The sequence below is a fragment of the Desulfovectis peckii genome (genome assembly GCF_055391705.1).
The window spans coordinates 2,218,014-2,238,962 of record NZ_AP042409.1 but is presented as its reverse complement, the minus strand read 5'-3'; the positions used below and the strand labels follow the sequence as shown (position 1 = coordinate 2,238,962).

The 20,949-nt window shown below is 41.7% G+C and carries 22 protein-coding genes, 6 tRNA genes, 1 rRNA gene, 1 other RNA gene and 1 other annotated feature; of the genes, 29 read left to right on the top strand and 1 reads right to left on the bottom strand.

The window, feature by feature from the left end; translation table 11 throughout:
- Nucleotides 1-137 precede the first annotated feature (137 nt).
- The 23 genes from rrf (at nucleotide 138) to ACZ5NG_RS11085 (ending at nucleotide 15,399) form a co-directional block, all read left to right on the top strand.
- Nucleotides 138-252 (top strand): 5S ribosomal RNA (gene rrf / locus ACZ5NG_RS11195).
- Between the two features lie 203 nt (nucleotides 253-455).
- The gene (pdxS, locus tag ACZ5NG_RS11190; RefSeq protein WP_464251866.1) at nucleotides 456-1,340 is read left to right on the top strand and encodes a pyridoxal 5'-phosphate synthase lyase subunit PdxS; all 885 of its coding nucleotides are present in this window, start codon (nucleotides 456-458) and stop codon (nucleotides 1,338-1,340) included.
- 841 nt (nucleotides 1,341-2,181) lie between these two features.
- Nucleotides 2,182-2,408: a binding site (T-box leader), on the top strand.
- Between the two features lie 99 nt (nucleotides 2,409-2,507).
- Complete coding sequence (locus ACZ5NG_RS11185; protein ID WP_464251865.1) at nucleotides 2,508-3,659, top strand: pyridoxal-phosphate-dependent aminotransferase family protein; 1,152 nt, start codon at nucleotides 2,508-2,510, stop codon at nucleotides 3,657-3,659.
- Nucleotide 3,660: 1 nt separating this feature from the next.
- Nucleotides 3,661-5,241, top strand: a complete 1,581-nt coding sequence (gene serA / locus ACZ5NG_RS11180; protein ID WP_464251864.1) for a phosphoglycerate dehydrogenase — start codon at nucleotides 3,661-3,663, stop codon at nucleotides 5,239-5,241.
- A 169-nt stretch (nucleotides 5,242-5,410) separates the two neighbouring features.
- Nucleotides 5,411-6,697: a serine--tRNA ligase gene (gene serS, locus ACZ5NG_RS11175; RefSeq protein ID WP_464251863.1), complete on the top strand. Its 1,287-nt coding sequence runs from the start codon at nucleotides 5,411-5,413 to the stop codon at nucleotides 6,695-6,697.
- A 112-nt stretch (nucleotides 6,698-6,809) separates the two neighbouring features.
- Nucleotides 6,810-6,899, top strand: a tRNA-Ser gene (locus tag ACZ5NG_RS11170).
- Between the two features lie 6 nt (nucleotides 6,900-6,905).
- A tRNA-Ser gene (locus ACZ5NG_RS11165) sits at nucleotides 6,906-7,000 on the top strand.
- Between the two features lie 108 nt (nucleotides 7,001-7,108).
- Nucleotides 7,109-7,185: transfer RNA gene (locus ACZ5NG_RS11160), tRNA-Arg, on the top strand.
- A gap of 50 nt (nucleotides 7,186-7,235) precedes the next feature.
- Nucleotides 7,236-7,311: transfer RNA gene (locus tag ACZ5NG_RS11155), tRNA-Arg, on the top strand.
- A gap of 48 nt (nucleotides 7,312-7,359) precedes the next feature.
- Complete coding sequence (gene tadA, locus ACZ5NG_RS11150; RefSeq protein ID WP_464253164.1) at nucleotides 7,360-7,794, top strand: tRNA adenosine(34) deaminase TadA; 435 nt, start codon at nucleotides 7,360-7,362, stop codon at nucleotides 7,792-7,794.
- A gap of 17 nt (nucleotides 7,795-7,811) precedes the next feature.
- Nucleotides 7,812-7,902 (top strand) — tRNA-Ser (locus ACZ5NG_RS11145).
- A gap of 69 nt (nucleotides 7,903-7,971) precedes the next feature.
- Nucleotides 7,972-8,061, top strand: a tRNA-Ser gene (locus tag ACZ5NG_RS11140).
- Between the two features lie 29 nt (nucleotides 8,062-8,090).
- An RNA gene (gene ffs / locus ACZ5NG_RS11135) (signal recognition particle sRNA large type) lies at nucleotides 8,091-8,356 on the top strand.
- A gap of 143 nt (nucleotides 8,357-8,499) precedes the next feature.
- Nucleotides 8,500-10,098, top strand: a complete 1,599-nt coding sequence (dnaX, locus tag ACZ5NG_RS11130; RefSeq protein WP_464251862.1) for a DNA polymerase III subunit gamma/tau — start codon at nucleotides 8,500-8,502, stop codon at nucleotides 10,096-10,098.
- Between the two features lie 13 nt (nucleotides 10,099-10,111).
- Nucleotides 10,112-10,432, top strand: coding sequence for a YbaB/EbfC family nucleoid-associated protein (locus ACZ5NG_RS11125; protein ID WP_464251861.1), 321 nt, complete (start codon nucleotides 10,112-10,114; stop codon nucleotides 10,430-10,432).
- A 26-nt stretch (nucleotides 10,433-10,458) separates the two neighbouring features.
- On the top strand, nucleotides 10,459-11,061 hold the full coding sequence (gene recR, locus ACZ5NG_RS11120) for a recombination mediator RecR (protein ID WP_464251860.1): 603 nt from the start codon (nucleotides 10,459-10,461) through the stop codon (nucleotides 11,059-11,061).
- 66 nt (nucleotides 11,062-11,127) lie between these two features.
- Nucleotides 11,128-11,391, top strand: a complete 264-nt coding sequence (locus ACZ5NG_RS11115) for a pro-sigmaK processing inhibitor BofA family protein (RefSeq protein ID WP_464251859.1) — start codon at nucleotides 11,128-11,130, stop codon at nucleotides 11,389-11,391.
- A gap of 349 nt (nucleotides 11,392-11,740) precedes the next feature.
- Entirely contained in the window at nucleotides 11,741-12,262 is a 522-nt protein-coding gene (locus ACZ5NG_RS11110) for a hypothetical protein (protein ID WP_464251858.1), read from the top strand.
- A 62-nt stretch (nucleotides 12,263-12,324) separates the two neighbouring features.
- On the top strand, nucleotides 12,325-13,410 hold the full coding sequence (locus tag ACZ5NG_RS11105) for a ferredoxin oxidoreductase (RefSeq protein WP_464251857.1): 1,086 nt from the start codon (nucleotides 12,325-12,327) through the stop codon (nucleotides 13,408-13,410).
- Nucleotides 13,411-13,448: 38 nt separating this feature from the next.
- Nucleotides 13,449-14,207 carry a thiamine pyrophosphate-dependent enzyme gene (locus ACZ5NG_RS11100; protein WP_464251856.1) on the top strand — a complete coding sequence of 253 codons (759 nt, stop codon included), beginning with the start codon at nucleotides 13,449-13,451 and terminating at the stop codon, nucleotides 14,205-14,207.
- Nucleotide 14,208: 1 nt separating this feature from the next.
- Complete coding sequence (locus ACZ5NG_RS11095; protein WP_464251855.1) at nucleotides 14,209-14,763, top strand: 2-oxoacid:acceptor oxidoreductase family protein; 555 nt, start codon at nucleotides 14,209-14,211, stop codon at nucleotides 14,761-14,763.
- 39 nt (nucleotides 14,764-14,802) lie between these two features.
- Nucleotides 14,803-15,081 carry a 4Fe-4S dicluster domain-containing protein gene (locus ACZ5NG_RS11090; RefSeq protein ID WP_464251854.1) on the top strand — a complete coding sequence of 93 codons (279 nt, stop codon included), beginning with the start codon at nucleotides 14,803-14,805 and terminating at the stop codon, nucleotides 15,079-15,081.
- Between the two features lie 123 nt (nucleotides 15,082-15,204).
- Complete coding sequence (locus ACZ5NG_RS11085; protein ID WP_464251853.1) at nucleotides 15,205-15,399, top strand: sigma factor G inhibitor Gin; 195 nt, start codon at nucleotides 15,205-15,207, stop codon at nucleotides 15,397-15,399.
- Here ACZ5NG_RS11085 and ACZ5NG_RS11080 read toward each other — a convergent pair.
- A complete protein-coding gene (locus tag ACZ5NG_RS11080) occupies nucleotides 15,354-15,626 on the bottom strand; it encodes a hypothetical protein (protein WP_464251852.1) in 273 nt (90 codons plus the stop codon). The genes ACZ5NG_RS11085 and ACZ5NG_RS11080 overlap by 46 nt on opposite strands.
- A 158-nt stretch (nucleotides 15,627-15,784) precedes the next feature.
- Here ACZ5NG_RS11080 and ACZ5NG_RS11075 point away from each other — a divergent pair, with 158 nt between their 5' ends.
- The 6 genes from ACZ5NG_RS11075 to rsmI are packed head-to-tail and all read left to right on the top strand — an operon-like array spanning nucleotide 15,785 to nucleotide 20,907.
- The gene (locus ACZ5NG_RS11075) at nucleotides 15,785-17,230 is read left to right on the top strand and encodes an aminotransferase class I/II-fold pyridoxal phosphate-dependent enzyme (RefSeq protein ID WP_464251851.1); all 1,446 of its coding nucleotides are present in this window, start codon (nucleotides 15,785-15,787) and stop codon (nucleotides 17,228-17,230) included.
- Nucleotides 17,231-17,252: 22 nt separating this feature from the next.
- Nucleotides 17,253-17,882 carry a dTMP kinase gene (gene tmk / locus ACZ5NG_RS11070; protein WP_464251850.1) on the top strand — a complete coding sequence of 210 codons (630 nt, stop codon included), beginning with the start codon at nucleotides 17,253-17,255 and terminating at the stop codon, nucleotides 17,880-17,882.
- Entirely contained in the window at nucleotides 17,869-18,870 is a 1,002-nt protein-coding gene (holB, locus tag ACZ5NG_RS11065; RefSeq protein ID WP_464251849.1) for a DNA polymerase III subunit delta', read from the top strand. The genes tmk and holB overlap by 14 nt, the downstream gene beginning before the upstream one ends.
- A gap of 39 nt (nucleotides 18,871-18,909) precedes the next feature.
- Nucleotides 18,910-19,761 carry a PSP1 domain-containing protein gene (locus ACZ5NG_RS11060; protein WP_464251848.1) on the top strand — a complete coding sequence of 284 codons (852 nt, stop codon included), beginning with the start codon at nucleotides 18,910-18,912 and terminating at the stop codon, nucleotides 19,759-19,761.
- Nucleotides 19,730-20,062 (top strand): initiation control protein YabA, encoded by a 333-nt coding sequence (locus ACZ5NG_RS11055; protein WP_464251847.1) that lies wholly within the window; start codon nucleotides 19,730-19,732, stop codon nucleotides 20,060-20,062. Before ACZ5NG_RS11060 ends, ACZ5NG_RS11055 begins: the two co-directional genes overlap by 32 nt.
- Nucleotides 20,062-20,907: a 16S rRNA (cytidine(1402)-2'-O)-methyltransferase gene (gene rsmI, locus ACZ5NG_RS11050; RefSeq protein ID WP_464251846.1), complete on the top strand. Its 846-nt coding sequence runs from the start codon at nucleotides 20,062-20,064 to the stop codon at nucleotides 20,905-20,907. The genes ACZ5NG_RS11055 and rsmI overlap by 1 nt, the downstream gene beginning before the upstream one ends.
- Nucleotides 20,908-20,949 lie beyond the last annotated feature (42 nt).

The window sequence follows — 20,949 nt, the reverse complement described above, 5'->3', positions numbered from 1 at the left end:
CCGAGTTCCGCAGGCACCCGGAGGCGGCGGAGCTCGTACAAGTATATGTGCCGGCGTGTTTGCGGAGCGTAAATGCCTTGGCAGACCGCTAGCGAACAGGCCGTAAGACAGGCCTGCCTAAGAATGAAAACAATATTTTCGGTGGCAATACCGCAGGGGGTACACCCGTTCCCATCCCGAACACGGAAGTTAAGCCCTGCAGGGCCGATGGTACTTGGGCTTGAGCCCTGGGAGAGTAGGTCGCCGCCGAAATAAAATTTTATAAATTTGCCAAAACCCTGAGGAATTAAACCTCAGGGTTTTGCTTATGCTGTTAGAATAAGAAATAAAATGATGTTGTTAAAATAGGCTGCGAGAGCAGCTTATTGCACAAAATGATTTACTTGTCTTGTTAATAGATGTAGATTATTATAAAATAAGCTGGTTAAGTGTAGAGAAAGGCAGGTAGAGAAAAGTTGGTAGAAAAAGATATTTTAACGGCAAAAAGAGATTTTGCTGAAAAGTTAAAAGGCGGAGTTATTATGGATGTAACTACGCCGGAGCAGGCTAAAATAGCAGAGGAATCAGGTGCTGTTGCGGTAATGGCTTTAGAACGTGTCCCGGCGGATATCCGCGCAGAGGGCGGAGTTGCCAGAATGGCTGATCCCACTGTCATCTTAAGAATTAAGGATGCGGTAACGATACCGGTAATGGCAAAAGCACGCATTGGACACTTTGTAGAGGCTCAAATTTTAGAAGCACTGGGTGTTGATTTTATAGATGAAAGCGAAGTCTTAACCCCGGCGGACGAAGAATTTCACATTAACAAAAATGAATTTAAAGTTCCCTTTGTCTGTGGTGCCCGGGATTTAGGAGAGGCACTGCGGCGGATTGCTGAAGGTGCAGCTATGATTCGCACTAAAGGTGAAGCCGGTACAGGAAACGTGGTTGAAGCAGTGCGCCATATGCGCAAAATAATGGATGAAATTAGGTATATTCAAAATTTACCTAAAGAAGAGTTAGTGACTGCGGCTAAAAAAATGGGAGCACCGTACGATCTTTTACTTCAGGTGCATGAATTAGGTAAATTACCGGTGGTTAACTTTGCAGCCGGTGGGATTGCCACACCTGCAGACGCTGCACTAATGATGCAGCTGGGCTGTGACGGTATTTTTGTTGGTTCCGGTATCTTTAAATCAAAAGATCCGGTAGCCAGGGCGAAAGCTATTGTAGCTGCTACAAAACATTATGACGATCCCAAAATTTTAGCAGAAGTATCAAAAGATCTTGGTGAAGCAATGCCGGGACTGGAAATTAAAACACTTGCACCGGAACAGCGGTTGCAAGAACGAGGCTGGTAATTAATCCAGGAGGCAGTCTCCGCGCCGTCTCGGTAAAGAAATTTGCACATGCTGAAACGGGTAGCTATAATTATCTGTCCCTACCGGTGATAAGGTAATATTGTTGTTGTGAAAAGAGGGCGTGTCGCTAAAAATTAGTTATGCGGCACGCTCTTTTTTATGGTGTAAAACACAATAAAAAACCAAGTATTAGAGTGCAATAATTCATAATAATAATCTTTTATTGGTACATGACAATTAAACGTAATAAACAGTGAATTATAATAGAATTTATGGTTTGTTTAGCTTTGCTAGTATTGTAAGCAAATCAGCCGCGTTGCCAGTATTTGGGGGTAGCATTATGAGAAAACTATTTAAACTGTTTATTACCGCGATGATAATTTTATCGTTTATAATGGGCTCATTATTAGGGTATAAAGTTAATAACGGTGATATTAACTTGCCGGCTATGGTAAGTAATAATAGTTTAGTTTGTACATTAACAAAAAACCCGACAATATCACAGGCAATAGATTGTGCTGAGCATTGCTGGACATCGGTAAAAATCGGAACTGTATTATGTTATATAGTGATAGTCGAACAATTTAAATCATTATGGGTAAGGGCGCCATAAAAAATAAATTTTTGAAGAGTATTTTATCCCCGGGGTAAATAAAATAATTGCTAATATACACACTAAAATATGTATGGCTTATAAAAGGCGGTTATCTCAGTGAACCGTAATAAGAAGATAATTAATGGCCAATACATCTTTGCTATCAAAAAATAATAAAAAAAATAAAAAATTACCTTGCCAAGATTGGCAGGTTGTGATAAAATCTACATCATAATTTCATTTTTAGAAAACTCGATGACGAGGATAAGTAGTTGAACTCATTTTTCAGAGAGCCGGTGGTTGGTGTGAACCGGTAAATGGTATCAACGAAATCCACCTCGTAGAGGACCTGCCGAAAAGTTTTTGAGTAAGCAGGTACGGCTAACGGCCGTTATCCCGGAAAGAGAGGACTAAGAAACTCTGTCTTAGTCAAAAAGGGTGGCAACGCGGGAGAAGTATCTCTCGTCCCTGATGGGTTATCTGTCAGGGACGAGAGATTTTTTATTTTCCCTGGCGGTAACAAAGCAAAAATAATTTATAAATTATAAATATTTTTGTGTGGAGGGATTTTTATGAAAGAAAAGCTTTACTTAATGATTCCGGGACCGACTCCGGTTCCGCCGCCTGTGGTTGCTGCTATGTCTAAACCGATAATTGGCCATCGCAGTGCGGAATTTGCCGCCTTAATTGGCAGAGTTACTGAAAAGTTAAAGAGGGTATTTCAAACTCAAAATGATGTTTTTGTACTGGCAAGTTCCGGCACCGGTGCCATGGAAGCAGCGGTAGCGAACATTGTAAACCCTGGGGATAAAGTACTTACGCTTAATACCGGTAAATTTGGTGAACGTTTTGGTGAATTAGCCCGTAAATATGGGGCGGAAGTGGACGAAATGAAATTTGGTTGGGGTTACGATGTAGACCTGCGAGCTGTTAAAGAAAAATTGGAAGCCAATCCGGATATCAAGGCGGTAATGGCTACTCATAATGAAACTTCAACTGCTGTAGTTAATGATATTAAAGGTTTAGGAGAACTGGTAGAAAAACATCAAGCGGTCTTGATTGTAGATGCCGTAAGCAGCATGGGTGGTATGGATGTTCGAACCGATGAATGGAAAGTTGATATTATGGTCAGCGGCTCACAAAAAGCATTTATGTTACCACCGGGTTTGGCTTTTATAAGTGTCAGTCCGAAAGCATGGAATGTTATTGAGCAAAACAAGGCACCGAGATATTACTTTGATTTACTTAAATATAGAAAATCGATTGAAAAGAATAACACTCCCTATACGTCGGCAGTATCACTGTTTTACGGTTTGGAAGCGGCTTTGGATATGATCTTAGAAGAAGGCTTAGAAAATGTTTTTAAACGTCATGAGTTGTTGGCTAAAGCCACCCGAGCCGCTGTTCAGGGCTTAGGACTGGAATTACTTGCTGCACCTGAATATTCTTCGAATACTGTAACAGCGGTACAGTGTCCGATGACAGTAAATGTAGACCAATTGCGCAAAACTTTACTAGAAAAGTATCGGGTTATGGTAGCAGGCGGTCAGGGAGAACTAAAAGGAAAAATATTCCGCATTGCTCATATGGGTTATGTATCAAAGGCGGATATTATCTTAACCATTGGAGCCTTGGAAATGGCACTAAACGAATGCGGTTACAAGGCAGAGTTAGGAGCGGGTGTGCGAGAGGCACAAATGGTTTTCTTGGGGGAGAGTGAGTAAAATGCGTGTATTAGTAATGGATGGCGTTGCAGAGCAGGGTTTGGCACCTTTATATGAGGTTCCGGACATTACTGTTGATATTGGCGGCAAAATGAACGAAGATGAATTAATTAAGATTATAGGTAATTATGATGCAATGATCGTTCGCAGCGCGACGAAGGTAACAGCTAGGCTGCTCGAGCATGCTCATAAATTAAAAATCGTAGGTCGAGCAGGAGTAGGTGTGGATAACATCGACCTGGAAGCGGCAACAAATAAAGGGATAATTGTAGTTAACGCACCTGACGGAAATACGATAGCAGCTGCCGAACATACTATGGCAATGATGTTGGCACTGGCACGTAAAATTCCGGCAGCAACAGCTAAGCTAAAAGCAGGTGAGTGGAACAAAAAAGCCTTTTTAGGTGTAGAGTTAAGAAATAAAACACTTGGCATAATTGGCTTAGGACGGATTGGATCTGCGGTAGCAAAAAGAGCTATGGCTATGGAAATGCGGATTTTGGCTTATGATCCCTATATATCCGCGGAAAATGCTTTAAATATGGGGATAGAAATTACATCTTTTGATAATGTCATTAAAGAAGCGGATTTCATTACCGTGCACATGCCGCTGACTAAAGAAACCAGGCATATGATTAATGCTGAGGCAATAGCCAAAATGAAAGACGGTGTAAGAATTATTAACTGTGCTCGCGGCGGTATTGTAGATGAAGAAGCGCTATACGAAGGTTTAAAAAGCGGAAAAGTAGCCGGTGCGGCGCTGGATGTATTTGAAAAAGAACCAAATACCGACAGCCCCCTTTATGAATTTGACAATTTTATTGCTACGCCGCATTTGGGAGCATCTACTGTTGAAGCCCAACTTAATGTTGCTATAGATGTAGCCAAAGAGATTGCTGATTACTTGCAGGGAAATATGGTCAGAAATACTGTTAATATCCCATCGATAAGTCCAAAAGCATTGGCTAAAATACGTCCGTTCTTAAAATTGGCAGAAAAAATGGGTAAGTTTCAAGCTCAATTACTTAACGGTCGAATTAAAAGAGTTGAGGTAATTTACGGCGGCGATATTGCTAAATATGAGATAAACCCAATTACCACCATGCTTTTAAAAGGATTATTAGATCCGATACTGCAAGAAAAGATTAATTTTGTAAATGCGATGGTTGTTGCCAGAAACCGCAATATTGAGGTTGTGCAAACCACACAAGAGCAAAGTCAGAATTACAACAACATCATAACTGTCAAGGTAATTACCGATCAAGGTGAAAGAACTCTGAGCGGCACACTGTTCTTGAATAATGATCCGCGAATAATAAATATTGACGGCTATAGAATTGATGCTGTACCTCAAGGTCATATGTTAGTGATTCCGCATATTGACCAACCGGGTATGATTGGTAAAGTCGGAACAATACTCGGACAACATAATATTAACATCGCCGGCATGCAGGTAGGGCGTCAGCAACAGGGCGGCGTTGCTGTTATGGTATTGGCAGTGGATACCTTGATTTGTGATGATACATTGAAAGAAATTGCCGGCGAAGAAGCAATTTTAGATGTGAAGCTGGTCAGTTTGTAGTGATGATTGAATTTCGAAGGGACTCATTTTTGAGTCCCTTTGAAATAATCAGCATACAGGTGTTTTAGTTCCCATTAAAGTAAGATTTTACAACAAGAAACCTCTATAGTATAATTACTAAAGGTTAAAGTAAGTATTTAGCAGATAAAGCAGTTATGGGGGCGAAACCATGTTAGATATTAAGTTTGTACGTGCAAATCCGGATATAGTAAAAAAATCTTTAAAGGACAGAGCTGTTGATGTCTCATTGGATGATTTTTTGAAATTGGACGAGCAGCGTCGCAGCAAACTTGTTGAGGTTGAACAACTTAAAAATAAGCGAAATACGGTATCAGAAGAGATTGGCAGACTAAAAAAATCCGGTCAGCCGGCAGAAGAATTAATACAGGAAATGCGTCAAGTTTCTCAGAGTATTAAGGATAAAGATGAAGAAATTAAAAAGATTGAAGAAGAAATTCATCAGTTTATGCTTAACATACCTAATATTGCCCATCATAGTGTGCCGGTAGGTACGGATGAAAATGATAATGTGGAAGTTAAAAAATGGGGTAAGCCGCGTGATTTTGATTTTCCCGTTAAAGCTCACTGGGAGATTGGTGAGAAGTTAGATATTATTGATTTTGAACGGGGAAGTAAAGTCAGCGGTTCAAGGTTTTCCTTTTATAAAGGAATGGGAGCAAGGCTGGAACGGGCATTGATCAACTTTATGCTGGATTTGCATACTCAAGAACACGGTTATACCGAAGTATTCCCACCGTTTATCGTTAATGCCGACAGTATGATTGGTACCGGGCAGTTGCCGAAATTTGCAGGTGATATGTTTAAGTTAGAAGATGCAAATTATTATCTTATACCAACTGCAGAAGTACCGGTTACCAACCTTTATCGGGACGAAATATTAAGCGCGGATTTATTACCGATTTATCACTGCGCTTACAGTGCTTGTTTTAGAGCGGAAGCCGGGGCTGCCGGAAGAGATACTCGTGGTTTAATCAGGCAACACCAATTTAACAAAGTAGAGTTAGTAAAATTTACCCGCCCGGAAAATTCATATGAAGAATTAGAAAAGCTTTTGCAAAATGCAGAGGAAGTACTGCAGCGATTGGGATTACCCTATCGGGTAGTAACCTTATGTACTGGAGATTTAGGATTTTCCGCCGCTAAAACATATGACATTGAAGTATGGCTGCCTAGCTATAACGGCTACAAGGAAATTTCATCATGCAGTAATTTTGAAGATTTTCAAGCCAGAAGGGCAAATATCAAATTTAGAAGAGAGCCAAAAGCCAAGCCGGAATTTGTCCATACCTTAAACGGTTCGGGTTTAGCTGTAGGGCGAACACTGGCCGCAATTTTAGAAAATTATCAGGAAGCGGACGGCAGTGTTACCATTCCGCCGGTGCTGCAGCCGTATATGAACGGGATGACAAAGATTGCATTAAATAAAGATAACTAAGTAAATTGACAATAACAATTTGATATGTTATACTCGTTTATGCGTTGAGTTAAGATCCCTCGTTATTTTAGATTTTAACTTGCGGTAGGAGGTTGTTTCCTCCTAATGTTTTGGAGGGGTGTCCGAGCGGTTTAAGGAGGCGGTCTTGAAAACCGTTGAACTCTTACGGGTTCCGTGGGTTCGAATCCCACCCCCTCCGCCAGGTTACGGAGAGCTGGCCGAGTTGGCTGAAGGCGCTCGCCTGCTAAGCGAGTATACGGGGTTAAACCTGTATCGAGGGTTCGAATCCCTCGCTCTCCGCCACAAAGCTACGGGCTACCGTAGCTTTTTTACTTCATTGGAATAAACTATAAGTTGACTAGATGCATAAAGTTTGTTATAATAAGTTTTGTCATTTGAAATTATTATTTTGTGCCTGTAGCTCAATTGGATAGAGCGTCTGACTACGGATCAGAAGGTTAGGGGTTCGAGTCCCTTCAGGCACGCCACATTCCAGTTGTTAGTTTACCTAAAAGGTTAGCTAACAACATTTTTATATGCCCCCGTAGCTCAGGGGATAGAGCAGCGGTTTCCTAAACCGTGTGTCGGTGGTTCGAATCCTCCCGGGGGCACCACTGGTTTAGATATAAAGGAGCAGGGTGCCGGTGGAACATGACCGATTTATGCACTTGGCTTTAGCTGAAGCTGAAAAAGCTTATAAGTTAGGAGAAGTGCCAATTGGTGCAGTGATTGTAAAAGACGGTGAAGTAATTGCCGGTGCTCATGATTTGCGAGAATTATTGAATGATGCCAGTGCACATGCTGAAATACTGGCACTGCGTGAAGCAGCGCAAACTTTGGGTGATTGGCGCTTAAATGATGTTACTTTGTATGTGACTGTTGAGCCTTGCGCAATGTGTGCCGGAGCAATAGTGCAGTTTAGGGTTGGGAGATTGGTTTATGGCGCGCCCAACAGTAAATCCGGTTCAATTGACAGCATATTGGATATAGTAACGCAATCACGGTTTAACCACCAGGTAGAGGTAATATCGGGCGTATTGGAAGATAAATGCAAAGAAATTATTCAAACTTTTTTTAAGGAATTGCGCAAAAAATAAGCAGTTGATATTTTTAAGGAGAGCTGGCCGAGTGGTTGAAGGCGCTCGACTCGAAATCGAGTAGACGTTAACAGCGTCTCTAGGGTTCGAATCCCTAGCTCTCCGCCAACTTAAAACATCAGTGCGTTGCCTGTTGTTATTGAAAATAAAAGATGTTATAATAGTTTAGTAGTTCACGGAGAGATGGCCGAGTGGATGAAGGCGCACGCCTGGAGAGCGTGTGGACGGGTAACCGTCTCCAGGGTTCGAATCCCTGTCTCTCCGCCAATTTATTATTTATAAAGTATAAAATATGGTCGTGCTAGATGGGGAGGTAGCGGTGCCCTGTACCCGCAATCCGCTATAGCGGGGTCGAATGCCTGCTCTCGGAGGTAGTTTGTGGAGTCTGGCAACCGTAAGGGGCGTTGATGACCGGGTCTTGCGCGACGTAAGCTCTCGAACCGTGTCAGGTCCTGGCGGAAGCAGCACTAAGGGATGTCTTACGGGTGCCGCAAGAGTGCCTAGTCTGAGTTACCTGCGGTTGTAACGTCCGGAAGCTACTTTTCAAAAGCGGGCTGCACGGCCAGTTATTTTTTTAAGGGATGATTCTTACAACCAAGAATCATCCCTTTTTAAATATGTCGCCGATTTTCCTAACCGGTTAAGACAGGAATAATGTATTAAATAGCGAATTTTACTGTAGACTATTTACGGAGGGTTATTATTATGGCTTATCGTGCTCTGTACCGGGATTATCGACCACAAAAGTTTGCTGATATAGTCGGTCAACAGCATATTACCCAAACTTTGCAAAATGCTGTAGGCAGCAACCGGGTAAGTCATGCTTATCTTTTTTGTGGGCCACGGGGTACAGGGAAAACCACTACGGCTAAAGTGTTGGCAAAAACACTTAACTGTTTAAATCCTTCCGGAGAGGAACCTTGTAACCAATGTGCCAATTGTATGGCGACAAACAACGGAACATCAGCGGACGTAATTGAAATAGACGCTGCTTCTAACCGAGGGATAGAAGACATTCGTGATTTGCGTGAACAGGTAAAATACTCGCCGGCTAACGGGAAATACCGTATTTATATAATTGATGAAGTGCATATGCTTACCACAGAAGCCTTTAATGCCCTGCTTAAAACTTTAGAAGAACCGCCGGAGCATGTCATCTTTATACTGGCAACTACTGAGCCGCAAAAAGTTCCGCTAACTATTTTATCCCGCTGTCAAAGGTTTGAATTTCACCGCATCAGCAATTCTGATATATTAAAAAGACTGAAAACAGTAGCAGACAGTGCCGGTTTGAAAGTGGAAGAACAGGCTCTGAGATTAATTGCCCGAGCTGCGGAAGGGGGCCTGCGGGATGCACTGAGTATCCTAGACCAAGCTTCCGTCTTCGGTGGGAATACCGTCACTGCTGATGATATTCATAAGCTCTTAGGTACGGTAAGGGAAGATGTGTTAAGTTCAATGGCGGGCCTTATAGCTTGCGGCAATATCAGTCAAGCGTTGAAAAGGGTTGATGAGCTTTATCAGCAGGGTAAAGATTTACGTTTGTTTGTTAAAGAGTTAAATACTTATTTAAGAACACTGATGTTATATTTAGTTTCCAAAGATAATAATGAAGAACTTACTCATAGTATAAACGTAAAAGCCGATGCGGAAAAATTTAGCCCGTCTTTTATTGCTGAATGCTTAGAAAAATTAACCCGTTTAGAATATGATATGAAATGGAGTTCCCAACCGCGGATTTTACTGGAATTAGCTTTAGTTAAATTAGCGGATATCAAAAACAGTAGCTTAAGCGCTCATGTCAGTAGGCCGGAGCATTTAAATAATCAAGAAGCTATAAATGATATTAAAAAAATAGAACGGCCGCAATCTGTGGCAGAATTAGCTCAGAAAAAAGATGTTAATCCTGCGCCTGAAACTTCCGATGAGTCGGAATCCCAACAAAAAGTATTGCCAAACTTAAAAGATGTATGGCACGATATTTTGGAAAGGGTTAAAAAGCATAAGCCTTCCGCTTACGGTGTTTTTCGCGAAGCAAGATTGGTTGATATTGATGAACATAAAATGACTATTGGATTTAAACCGCAGCACAGTAATTTTCACAAAATGCGGGCCGAACAAGACAAAGAAATTTTTGAGCAAGCCGTCAGTGAGGTTTACGGTGGAAATTGGTCGGTAAATATAATTACCATTGAAGAAAAAACAAACCAAAAACAAAAATCTGATGAAAGTGAACATCCACTGGTACAAAAAGCTGCAGAACTTTTTGGCCGGGATAAAGTTACAATTACCAATAGAAATTAAAGGGGGATGCTAAATGTTAGGTGGAGGAAATATGAATAAAATGATGAAGCAAGTGCAAAAAATGCAGCAAGAAATGGCTAAAATGCAGGAAGAATTAGCTGAAAAAACGGTAGAGGCAACTGCCGGGGGTGGCGTAGTTAAAGTAGTTGCTAATGGCCGCCAAGAATTGCTTGCTGTAGAAATAAAGCCGGAAGCAGTCGATCCTGATGATGTGGAAATGCTGCAGGATTTAATTTTGGCAGCTGTTAATGAGGTTTTGCGTAAAAGTCAGGATATGGTAGCAAACGAAATGAGTAAGATTACCGGCGGCCTAAAACTGCCGGGGATGTTTTAATTTAGCAATTAATAAGGATGTAGCAAATGAAGTATTATGCAGAACCGTTAGCCAGGTTGATCGACGAGTTTGCCAAGCTGCCCGGCATCGGACCGAAAACTGCTCAAAGATTAGCGTTTTATATTTTAAGTGCCCCGCCAGATGTTGCTCATAACCTGGCGGGTGCTTTAATAGAAGTACGTGAGAAAATAAAATATTGTCAGGTATGTGGCAATTTAACCGATGTAGATCCTTGTAAAATTTGCAGTGACACTACGCGCAATCAGTCGGTTATTTGTGTGGTAGAACAGCCAAGGGATGTAATTGCCTTTGAAAAAACCGGTAAATACAACGGACTTTATCATGTATTGCACGGTGCCTTAAATCCCTTGGAAGGAATTCAGGCAGAAGATTTAAATATTAAAAGCTTACTAAAACGACTGCAAAACAACCAGGTTAACGAAGTTATTTTAGCGACGAATTCCAGCGTAGAGGGAGATACCACGGCTATGTACCTGACCCGTTTGTTAAAACCCTTGGGTATAAAAGTTACCCAACTGGCTCAAGGACTGCCGGTGGGAGCCGATTTGGAATATACTGATGAATACACCTTAATCAAAGCATTGCAGGGCAGGCAGGAAACAAGTTAAATTTTAGGCATAACCACACTTGCTCGGCAATATAATTAGAAAAACATAGATTAGGGGTGTGGTGGTATGGAGTGGACGACCATTCTGCTGGCTCTTGCCGGTCTTTTTGTTTTATATTTTTTGGTAATGTTTTTTTTAAAGCCTCTTCGTTTAATAATTAAATTAGCAGTTTATCTGGTTATCGGCGCCTTATTGCTTACTTTGGTTAATTTGATTAGTGCCAATTTTGGCTTGCATATTCCGCTCAATCCCTTTACTTTGCTCACTGCCGGTGTCCTGCAAGTGCCGGGGGTTATACTGCTGGTTTTAATGGAATATATGTTGTTTTAAAGGATAAATTTGGCTGTTGAGTTGCCCTTGACGGAATTATTTTACAGGGGTTATACTAAGTTGGGTGTAATTGTTAGAACGGGACATTTTGTCCCGATTTATTTTAGTTAGGGCTAATAATTTTTTAAAGTAAAGATAAGAATTCATTAAATGGATAAACTATACTAAAAATTACCCGGCGTCCTATATTTGGGGGTGAGGTTATATACAAAAACGTATTGTTGAGGCTTATGTAGGCGAATATGCCAGCGGCAAAAGTGAGGTTGCCGTTAACAGGGCCCTTGAATTATCGCAGCAAGGTAGAAAAGTTAACCTTGTTGACTTAGATATTGTTGAGCCGTGTTATACATTGCGGCCCATTAAGAAACTACTGGCTGATAAAGGTATTCATGTTGTGGCTTGGGAAACTAAAGAAGCAACCGGTCTGGGGGAAACAGGCAATATCATTAAGCCTGAATCGCGCTGGGCTTTGTTTTTAGAGGGAGATGTTGTCCTGGATATAGGTTACGGTGTAGAAGGAGCCAAGACCTTGAACTTGTTAGAAGGTGTAGACAAAGAGCCCAATTTAAAAATTTATGCCGTTATTAACATTTCCCGGCCGATGACTTCTACATTGGAAGACATTATAGAATATGTCAAGAGCCTGGGAAAAGTTGACGGGTTAATCAACAATACTCACTTAGGAAATGAGACAACTCCGGAAACGGTGCAAAAAGGAGCAGAGGTGGTCACTAAGGCGGCCCAAGCTCTTGGCATACCGATTATTGCCACAACTGCCGAAAAAACGGTGGCTGAAAAGATTGGAACACATGATGTTATGGGGAATGTGGTTAAACCTATAAATCGCTTTATGCCAAGTGCATTATGGTAGTTAGTTTTTGATATCCCCCAATATGGGGATTTTACATAAACATAGGAGGTGCAATTACTGTTATGCCAGACAAGCTCATTATTGAAGAAAAACGAGTTTTTATGACAGGTAATGAAGTAGCTGCTTGGGCGGCACTTGCTGCCGGCGCTGAAATTATGTACGGCTACCCAATTACTCCGCAAAACGAAATCATGCATTATTGGACCCGATTAGCCCCCAAGTATAACCGCCGCTTTTTGCAGACTGAAGACGAACTGTCGGCCGGTTTTACTACCATCGGCGGAGTGTTAGCCGGTCTTAAGGCATTTACTGCAACCGCGGGTCCCGGTAACACCTTAATGCAAGAACCCTTATCAATGGCTGAAGCCATGCGTTTACCCGTTGTAACCATAATACAACAGCGTGGTGGCCCCTCTACCGCGACAGTTATTTATTCTCAGCAGGAAGTACTTTTGACCACTCATGGTGGTAACGGTGAAGGTTTGCGTATCGTATATTCAACTGCCGACCACCAAGAACTGTATGATTACACCATAAAAGCCTTTAATACCGCTTGGAAATACCGTTTCCCGACTTTTGTGCTGGGTGACGGATATCAGGCAAAAATGCGCGAATCATTGACTATTTATGATCCGAGACAAAAAGGTATTGAACTGGTAGAAGCGGAACCGTACGTTGGTAAACCGGGAACACCGGGTGTAGATCGGGAACCCGGACATTATCGCAACACGTACAACATTGAAGAAGAATTGTATGAAGTCTTACAGCAATATTTTGCGGATTTTGAAAAAATGGCACCGGAAGTTGCTGAATACGAAGCATTTGATACTGAAGATGCTGAGCTGGTAGTTATTTCTCACGGTGTTGTTTCCCGGGGCGCAAAAGAAGCAGTGGAAGAACTGCGTAAGGCAGGTAAAAAAGTCGGTTACTGGCGCCCGATTACTTTGCGTCCATTGGCAGAAAAAGAACTAAAAGAGCTTGCTGCTAATTGTAAAAGATTTTTAATTGTTGAGTCTGCGCAAGGCCAATTAGCTACCTTGATTAAAGAGGCAATTTACGGTGCGAATACCGAGCTGTTCGATCTGTTTAAGCCGGGTGTGGGCATTACCACTGAGGACATTTTGGCTAAAGTAAACGAAATTTTATAACTTAACTGCTGTCTAATTCGAAAGGAGGAAGAATACTTATGTCTATACAACCTCCCATGCCCAAATGCTGGAGAGTAGAGTCCAAACCCCACAAATTTTGTCCGGGCTGCGGTCACGGGCTGATCTTAAAAGCGTTGGGTGAGGCCATTGACGAATTGGGAATTCAGGATAAAGTGGTTTTTGGGTGCGACATTGGATGTTCGCTGCTGGCTTGGGACTTTTTTAACGTTGACAGCGTGCAAACTCACCACGGACGTACCACGCCGGTAATGACCGGTATAAAAAGAGCGAACCCTGATTTAATTTGTGTCGCTTATATGGGTGACGGCGGTGGTTATGCCATTGGCTCACAACACTTGGTAAACGCTACCGCACGTAATGAAAAAATTACTGTAATTTTGGCTAATAACACTGTATATGCGATGACCGGTGGACAGATGGCACCGACTACCATGCCCGGTCAAAAGGTAGAAACCGCTCCATACGGTCGTGATCCGGAAATTACCGGTTATCCTACTCAAGGTCCGGAAATGGTAGCGGCTATTGCCCGCGAAGGCGCTTATGTGGCTCGGGGCACAGTGGCTAATTTAAAACAGCTTAAGGGGTATATTAAAAAAGCCCTGCAAAACCAAATTGACGGCAAGGGATTTTCTTTTGTAGAAGCATTATCTACCTGTCCGACAAACTGGAGAACCAATGCTGAAAAGACATGGAACTTTGTACAAAAAGAAATGACCAAATACTTCAAGGTTGGGGAGTTAAAAACTCCTGGTGCCGAACAAAAGGAGGCGCGCTAGGATGGCTGATGTAATTAAGATTATGCTAGCGGGTGAAGGCGGCCAAGGGGTTCAATCTGTTGCCCAAATTTTAGCGGAAGCAGCAGACAGCCAAGGCAAAGAGGCATTGTACATTCCTAACTTTGGTGTTGAGCAACGCGGCGGGGTATCTATTGCTTATTTGCAGATCAGTGATAAAAAAATCGGTGCCCCAAAGTTTAATGTTGCCGATATCCTCATTGCTTTAAGTGATCGGGCTATTTATCGCACGAAGCGGTATGTTGGAGAAAACACTATTTTCGTGTATGACAAGTCAATTGATATCCCGGAAGAAGACCTGCCGAAAAATGCTAAACAGTTGTTAGCAATTCCGGCACTGGAAGTATCTAAAAATGAACTGCATCCCCGTGTCTTTAACGTAATTATATTGGGCGCAGTTGTTAAAGCTACCGGGGTAATTTCAGTGGAAGACGCTAAAAAGGCAATTGAAAAGAAACTGGGTTATAAATTTGAACAGAACCCCAAATTGCGTGAACTAAACTATAAAGCAGTGGAAAGAGGAACTCAATTAGTATAGAACAGTATAAGCCGATTAAGAAAGGGAGGGAAAGAGCTAATGGCCGTAGAATTCAAGCCCCGTACCCTACAATTAGAAAAAGCTGACTGGACGGTTTTTCCCGGCCTGTGTAAAGGCTGTGGACTTTGTATAGAAAAATGCCCGGTAAAATGCATTGCCTGGTCAAAGGTGTTGGGTGTTTACGGCACACCTTCGGTAGAGGCTAATGATGAGTGCATTGCTTGCGGCATTTGCCAAATGGTTTGTCCCGACTGTGCAATTAACGTAGTAAAAAAAGGTAAAGAGGAAAAGAACAGCACATCTGCGGTAGCAGAGTAAAAATTTTAGGGCGTGCGCAAAACTACTTTTTGTAGTTAGCGTCACGCCCTAAAATTTTACTTATCTTAAAAAGTCACCTGATGATGAAAGTTTGCATAAGATAAAGCATCATTTGCCGGTGAGGTGATAGTCTTGTTAAATAAAGATAATAGATGCATCTTGTGCAATGATCAATGCCGTGAAGATGCACTGAATATTTTAGGGAAGTATATTTGTCCTAACTGTGAAAAAAATATTATCAACAGCAGGGCTAACCAGCCTCAATATAATTTTTACATTAACGGCCTTAAAAAAATATGGCGCTTTGCAGGAGATTGACTGGTCCCCATAGATTGCATTCTTTGTTCTAATCTTTGTTTGCGGTGAGCCAATTCAATATCTGATTTTAATTGTTTTAAAGTAAATAAATCAATGCCGGTGAGAGCGGCAATTTCAGTATCCGATTTTCCCTTTTTCCAAGCGTTAATAATGCTATGCGCATTAGTGCGGTATTTTTTTGATAATTTTTTCTCATCTATTTTAATTCTGTTTTCCACAATCCACATTTTTAAAGATCTCTCCTTATAAGTAGCTTTTTATTATTTTCCCACCTTAAAGTTTAATCATGACGCACAACTGTTGGAAAAGCTCCCTGGTAATAGATGCCGTTTATAATCTATGGTAAAATAAAATGTTAAAATTAATAAATTACGAGGTGTATTTTTTGAAGCAAAATGACACGCCGTTGATTTTTGCTTTGTTAAATTATGTCAGTCAAAATAAGATTTGTTATCATGTTCCGGCACATCGTCAAGGTAAAGCCATACCGAGCGAAATGCGGCAATTGCAAGATGAAATTTTTAAATTTGATTTAACGGAGTTGCCGGGACTGGATGACTTGCATAATCCGCAAGGAGCAATTGCCGAAGCACAAAAAATGGCAGCCAAAGCTTTTGGTGCGGAAGATTCCTTTTTTTTAGTTAACGGTACCTCTTGTGGGTTAATTGCCTTAATACTGGCCACGTGCAGCCCGAGTGATGCACTGGTTTTGCCGCGCAACATCCATAAATCGGTGTTGTCCGGTTTAATTTTAAGCGGTGCCCGCCCGGTATATTTAGACCTGCCCATACTGGATACATTTGGCATTCCCTTGGCGCCTACTTTTAAAGATTTAAAAAATGCGTTGGATCAGCACGGGGCTTGTGGCGTGTTAATGGTTAACCCCAGTTATTATGGGGTAGCTGCAGATTTAGCTCCGTATGCGGAAATAACTCATCAATATAATTTACCTTTATTAATCGATGAAGCCCATGGTGCTCATTTTTATTTTCATTCTCAGCTCCCTCCCGGTGCCTTGTCTTGTGGAGCGGATGCTGTAGTGCAGAGCATTCATAAAGTGGGTGGAGCGCTCACGCAAGCTTCGATGCTGCATTTAAAGTCTAAATTGATTGATATACGGCGGTTAAAGGAATGCCTGCAGATGACGCAAACAACAAGTCCCTCGTATATCCTGATGGCTTCACTGGATGCCGCTCGGAGACAATTGGTTGGCAAAGGAAAAGAGTTACTGGAAAGATCAATAGAAGTAGCCGGTAAATTAAGAAAAAAAATATCTGCCATTCCTGGATTAACGGTTCTGGGCAAAAATCATTTGGCCGGTTATGATATACTTTCATTAGACGATACTCGGCTGGTGATCAACGTAGCAATGACCGGTCTAACCGGGTATCAGGCGGCAGAAATACTGTCTGCACGTTATCATGTTCAGTGTGAAATGGCTGATTATAATAATATTGTAGCCATATTAGGTTTGAATGCCGATGAAAGCGAGGCAAATAATTTATATTTAGCATTGAAGGATCTGGTTAAAAATAGCAGTAGTTTGACCAAAAAAGGTGTAAAAATAACTTTGCCGCCAAAAGCCCTGCAGCAAATGACACCGCGTCAAGCCTGGCTGGCCGGGAAAAAAACAATTCCCTTGGAACAGGCTGCCGGAAAAATCAGTGCGGACAGCATAGCAGTTTATCCACCCGGGATACCGGTTTTATTTCCCGGTGAAATAATCAGTGACTCGATGAGGGATTATCTTTTAGAAGTTCGGCGGCATAACTTACATGTACATGCTTCTGGCGATACATCTTTAAAGATGATAAGAGTAGTGGATTTATAATAATTAATGTGAGGATTTGCATATGACAGGGAGATTCATTGTATTTGAAGGGATAGACGGTGCAGGAAAGACGACACAGTTTAATTTGCTAAAGGAATATTTACAGCAGCAAGGGGTTAAGGTATTTGCCGCCAGGGAACCGGGTGGCACACCGGTCGGGGAAGAGCTGCGCAAAATTTTACTGAATCCCCAGTACGGTGATTTGCATTACCGTACCGAAGCTTTACTATATGCTGCTGCCCGTGCCCAATTAGTGTACAGTAAAATTATTCCGGCTTTAAATGAGGGAAAAGTAGTTCTATGCGATCGCTTTGTGGATTCTACTATTGCTTACCAAGGATACGGTCGCGGTTTGTCAGAACGGTTTTTAGAGCAAATTAATGATTTAGCTACCGGTGGGCTTAAACCGGATTTGGTATTGGTGTTTGACTTAACCGTAGAGCAAAGTTTGAAACGCGTTAATAAGCGAAAAAACAACGACCGCCTGGAAAGTGAAGCACAAACCTTTTACCGGCAGGTTAGAAAAGGATATTTAGAGATCTGCCGAAAATATCCGGAAAACCATTTACTGTTAGATGCTTCTTTAACAATAAGTGAACTGCATCAGCTGGTTAAGGAAGCTGTGGAGGGCTTATTAAATGGCGGAAAATAACGCTGTTTTAAGCACTGATGAAATAATTGGCCACGAACAAAATATTGCCACTTTGTTGAAAACGGTAAAATTAAAAAAAGTAACCCACGCCTATCTTTTTATGGGGCCGGCCGGTGTTGGGAAGCTGACAACGGCATTGGCCTTTGCCCGGGCTTTGTTGTGCCTGTCTCCTGTTGAGGGAAAGAGCTGTAATCACTGCCGCCATTGTCAGCAGGTTAATACCGGTAACCACCCGGACTTGCACATTATTAAACCCAGTGGCGCAACTATTAAACTGGAACAAATTCATTTGTTGCAAAAAAATGTGTACTATCGCTCTTATCAGGGTGGCCGTCAAGTTTATATTATTGAAGATTGTGATACCATGACTTTAGAGGCGGCTAATGCTTTATTAAAGACATTAGAGGAACCCCCGGGCAACACGGTTTTCCTATTGGTATCGTCCCGACCTTATGGAATATTACCGACAATTCAGTCTCGGTGCCAGCAACTTTGGTTTAAACCAATGTCTGTGGAGCAAATTACGGAAGGACTTAAACGCTATAGCTCGGTTAATGACCGTGATGCCCAAATGATTGCCTCGATGGCCGGGGGTAGCTTAGGACAGGCTTTAAATCTTATCGAAGGAGATATTACAGAGCGCCGCAGGAAAATGTTAGATATTCTACAAAAGACCCGTCAAGGGGACCTTGTGGAATTGTTGAAAGAATCTGCCATTCTTTCCGATGATCGAACGACAGCCCTTGAGTTTGTCCGATTAATGCAGTTATGGCTGCGTGATCTGTTGGTATGGCAAAAAACAAAAGACATATCACTAATCATTAACAGTGACTTAATAAATATGATCAATGACTGGACTGAAAAGTATACACTGGACGGCTTGTTGGAAATGATCGAAGAAGGAGAAAAGGCCGCTTCCCGGTTAGAAGCAAAGGGCAATGTGAGATTGGTTTTAGATGCTTTGTTGTTAAAATTAGCTGTAACATAGATATTTTAGATATTGCTGTTTTATTAAGGAGGACAAGTTATGTCGTGTAAGGTGGTAGGCATCCGCTTTAAAAAAGCGGGAAAAATATATTTCTTTGATCCGGGTGATTTAGAATTACATCCCGGTGACGACGCCATTGTAGAAACAACCAGGGGAATTGAATATGGCAAGGTAATTCAAGGAATTAAAGAAGTAGCTGAAGAGGAAGTTGTCGCGCCTTTAAAGAAGGTGCTGCGCGTTGCCACGGAAGAGGACAAGTTGCAGTTAGAGAAGAACAAGAAAAAAGAAAAAGAAGCTTTTAATATTGGCTTGGAAAAGATAAAAAAACACAACTTGCCGATGAAGTTAATTGATGTAGAACAAACTTTTGATGGAAATAAAATAATTTTTTATTTTACGGCAGACGGCCGGGTTGATTTTAGAGAGTTAGTAAAAGATTTGGCTGCGGTCTTTAGAACGAGGATTGAACTGAGACAGATCGGTGTACGTGATGAAGCTAAAATGGTTGGCGGGCTAGGATGTTGTGGAAGAGAACTGTGCTGTAACTCTTGGCTGGCCGAGTTTGCACCGGTATCTATTAGAATGGCCAAGGATCAAAATTTATCATTAAATCCGGCCAAAATATCGGGTATTTGCGGTCGCCTAATGTGCTGTTTAAAATTTGAGAACGACATTTATGAAGAATACAAACAAAAGTTTCCGCCGAACGGCACGCTAGTAAAAACAATAATGGGCGAGGGAAAAGTCAACGGCTTTAATATATTTAAGAACACGGTGTCAGTAGAATTAAAAGAAAATAAAAATATTGTGGAACTACCGTTAGATGAGATTGAAATATTAAAAACAAAGGGTGAATGTTGTGGCGATTGTGCTGCCTGGGAGGATAGCTAAATTAGAGCTCATGGTTAAAGAGCTGTTAACTGAGCTGGAAGAAATTAAAAATTTAGTCCGTTCATTGGAGCTGGAAAACGAGAAACTGCGGCATGAGTTAATAGAGATGTATAATCAGCAAAATAAGGTTCCCGGCAATAAGAGTAAAATAACTAACGACAATGAACCGTCAACCTTGCTGCGCCTTTACGATGAGGGCTTCCATATTTGTAATGTCAAGTTTGCCCAATCCCGCCAGGAGGAATGTTTATTTTGTTTAAGTCTTTTGCGTCGTCAGGACAGTGAGGTGGGTGAAAATTAGTGCAGAAGGGCACTTTATATTTGTGTGCGACTCCGATTGGCAATTTAGAAGATATCACACTTAGGGTATTGAGAATTTTAAAAGAATGTGATTTAATTGCTGCTGAAGATACCAGGCATACCAGAAAGCTGCTGGCCCATTTCGATATTCACACATCAATAACCAGTTACCATGCTCATAATAAAGAAAGCAAAGGAAAACAGCTGCTTAAAAAATTACAGCAGGGATTAAACATCGCTTTAGTAACCGATGCAGGCATGCCGGGGATATCAGATCCGGGTTATGATTTGGTTAAATTGGCATTAGAGAATAATATTGCCGTCGTTCCGCTGCCGGGAGCCAATGCGGCAATAACGGCACTGGTAGTATCGGGACTGCCTACGGCGAAATTTGTCTTTGAAGGTTTTTTGCCGACTAATAAAAAATTGCGCCGTAAGCAGCTGAAAAAAATAAGCACGGAGACCCGTACCCTGGTATTTTATGAATCCCCGCACCGGTTAAAAGATACGTTAAGTGATCTGTTGGAATTTTTCGGAGAAAGACAAATTGCTGTTGCCCGCGAACTTACTAAGAAACATGAAGAAGTATATCGAGGAACACTAACCGATGCCTGTGAATATTTTGCCCGTCAGACTGTGCGGGGCGAATTTACATTGGTAGTTGCGGGTTGTCAAGCAGAAGAGCTTGCGGAGCAAACCGAGGTAGATGAGCAAACGATAGCTGCTCATGTTAAACAATGTATGCTACAAGGTATGGATAAAAAGCAAGCGATTAAAGAAGTGGCTAAAATACGCGGCATTCCCAAAAGAGATGTTTATAAAGAGGTGCTGCACATTGATGGATAGATAAAGCAACCATAGCGTTTGGTTGCTTTATCTGATTAATAA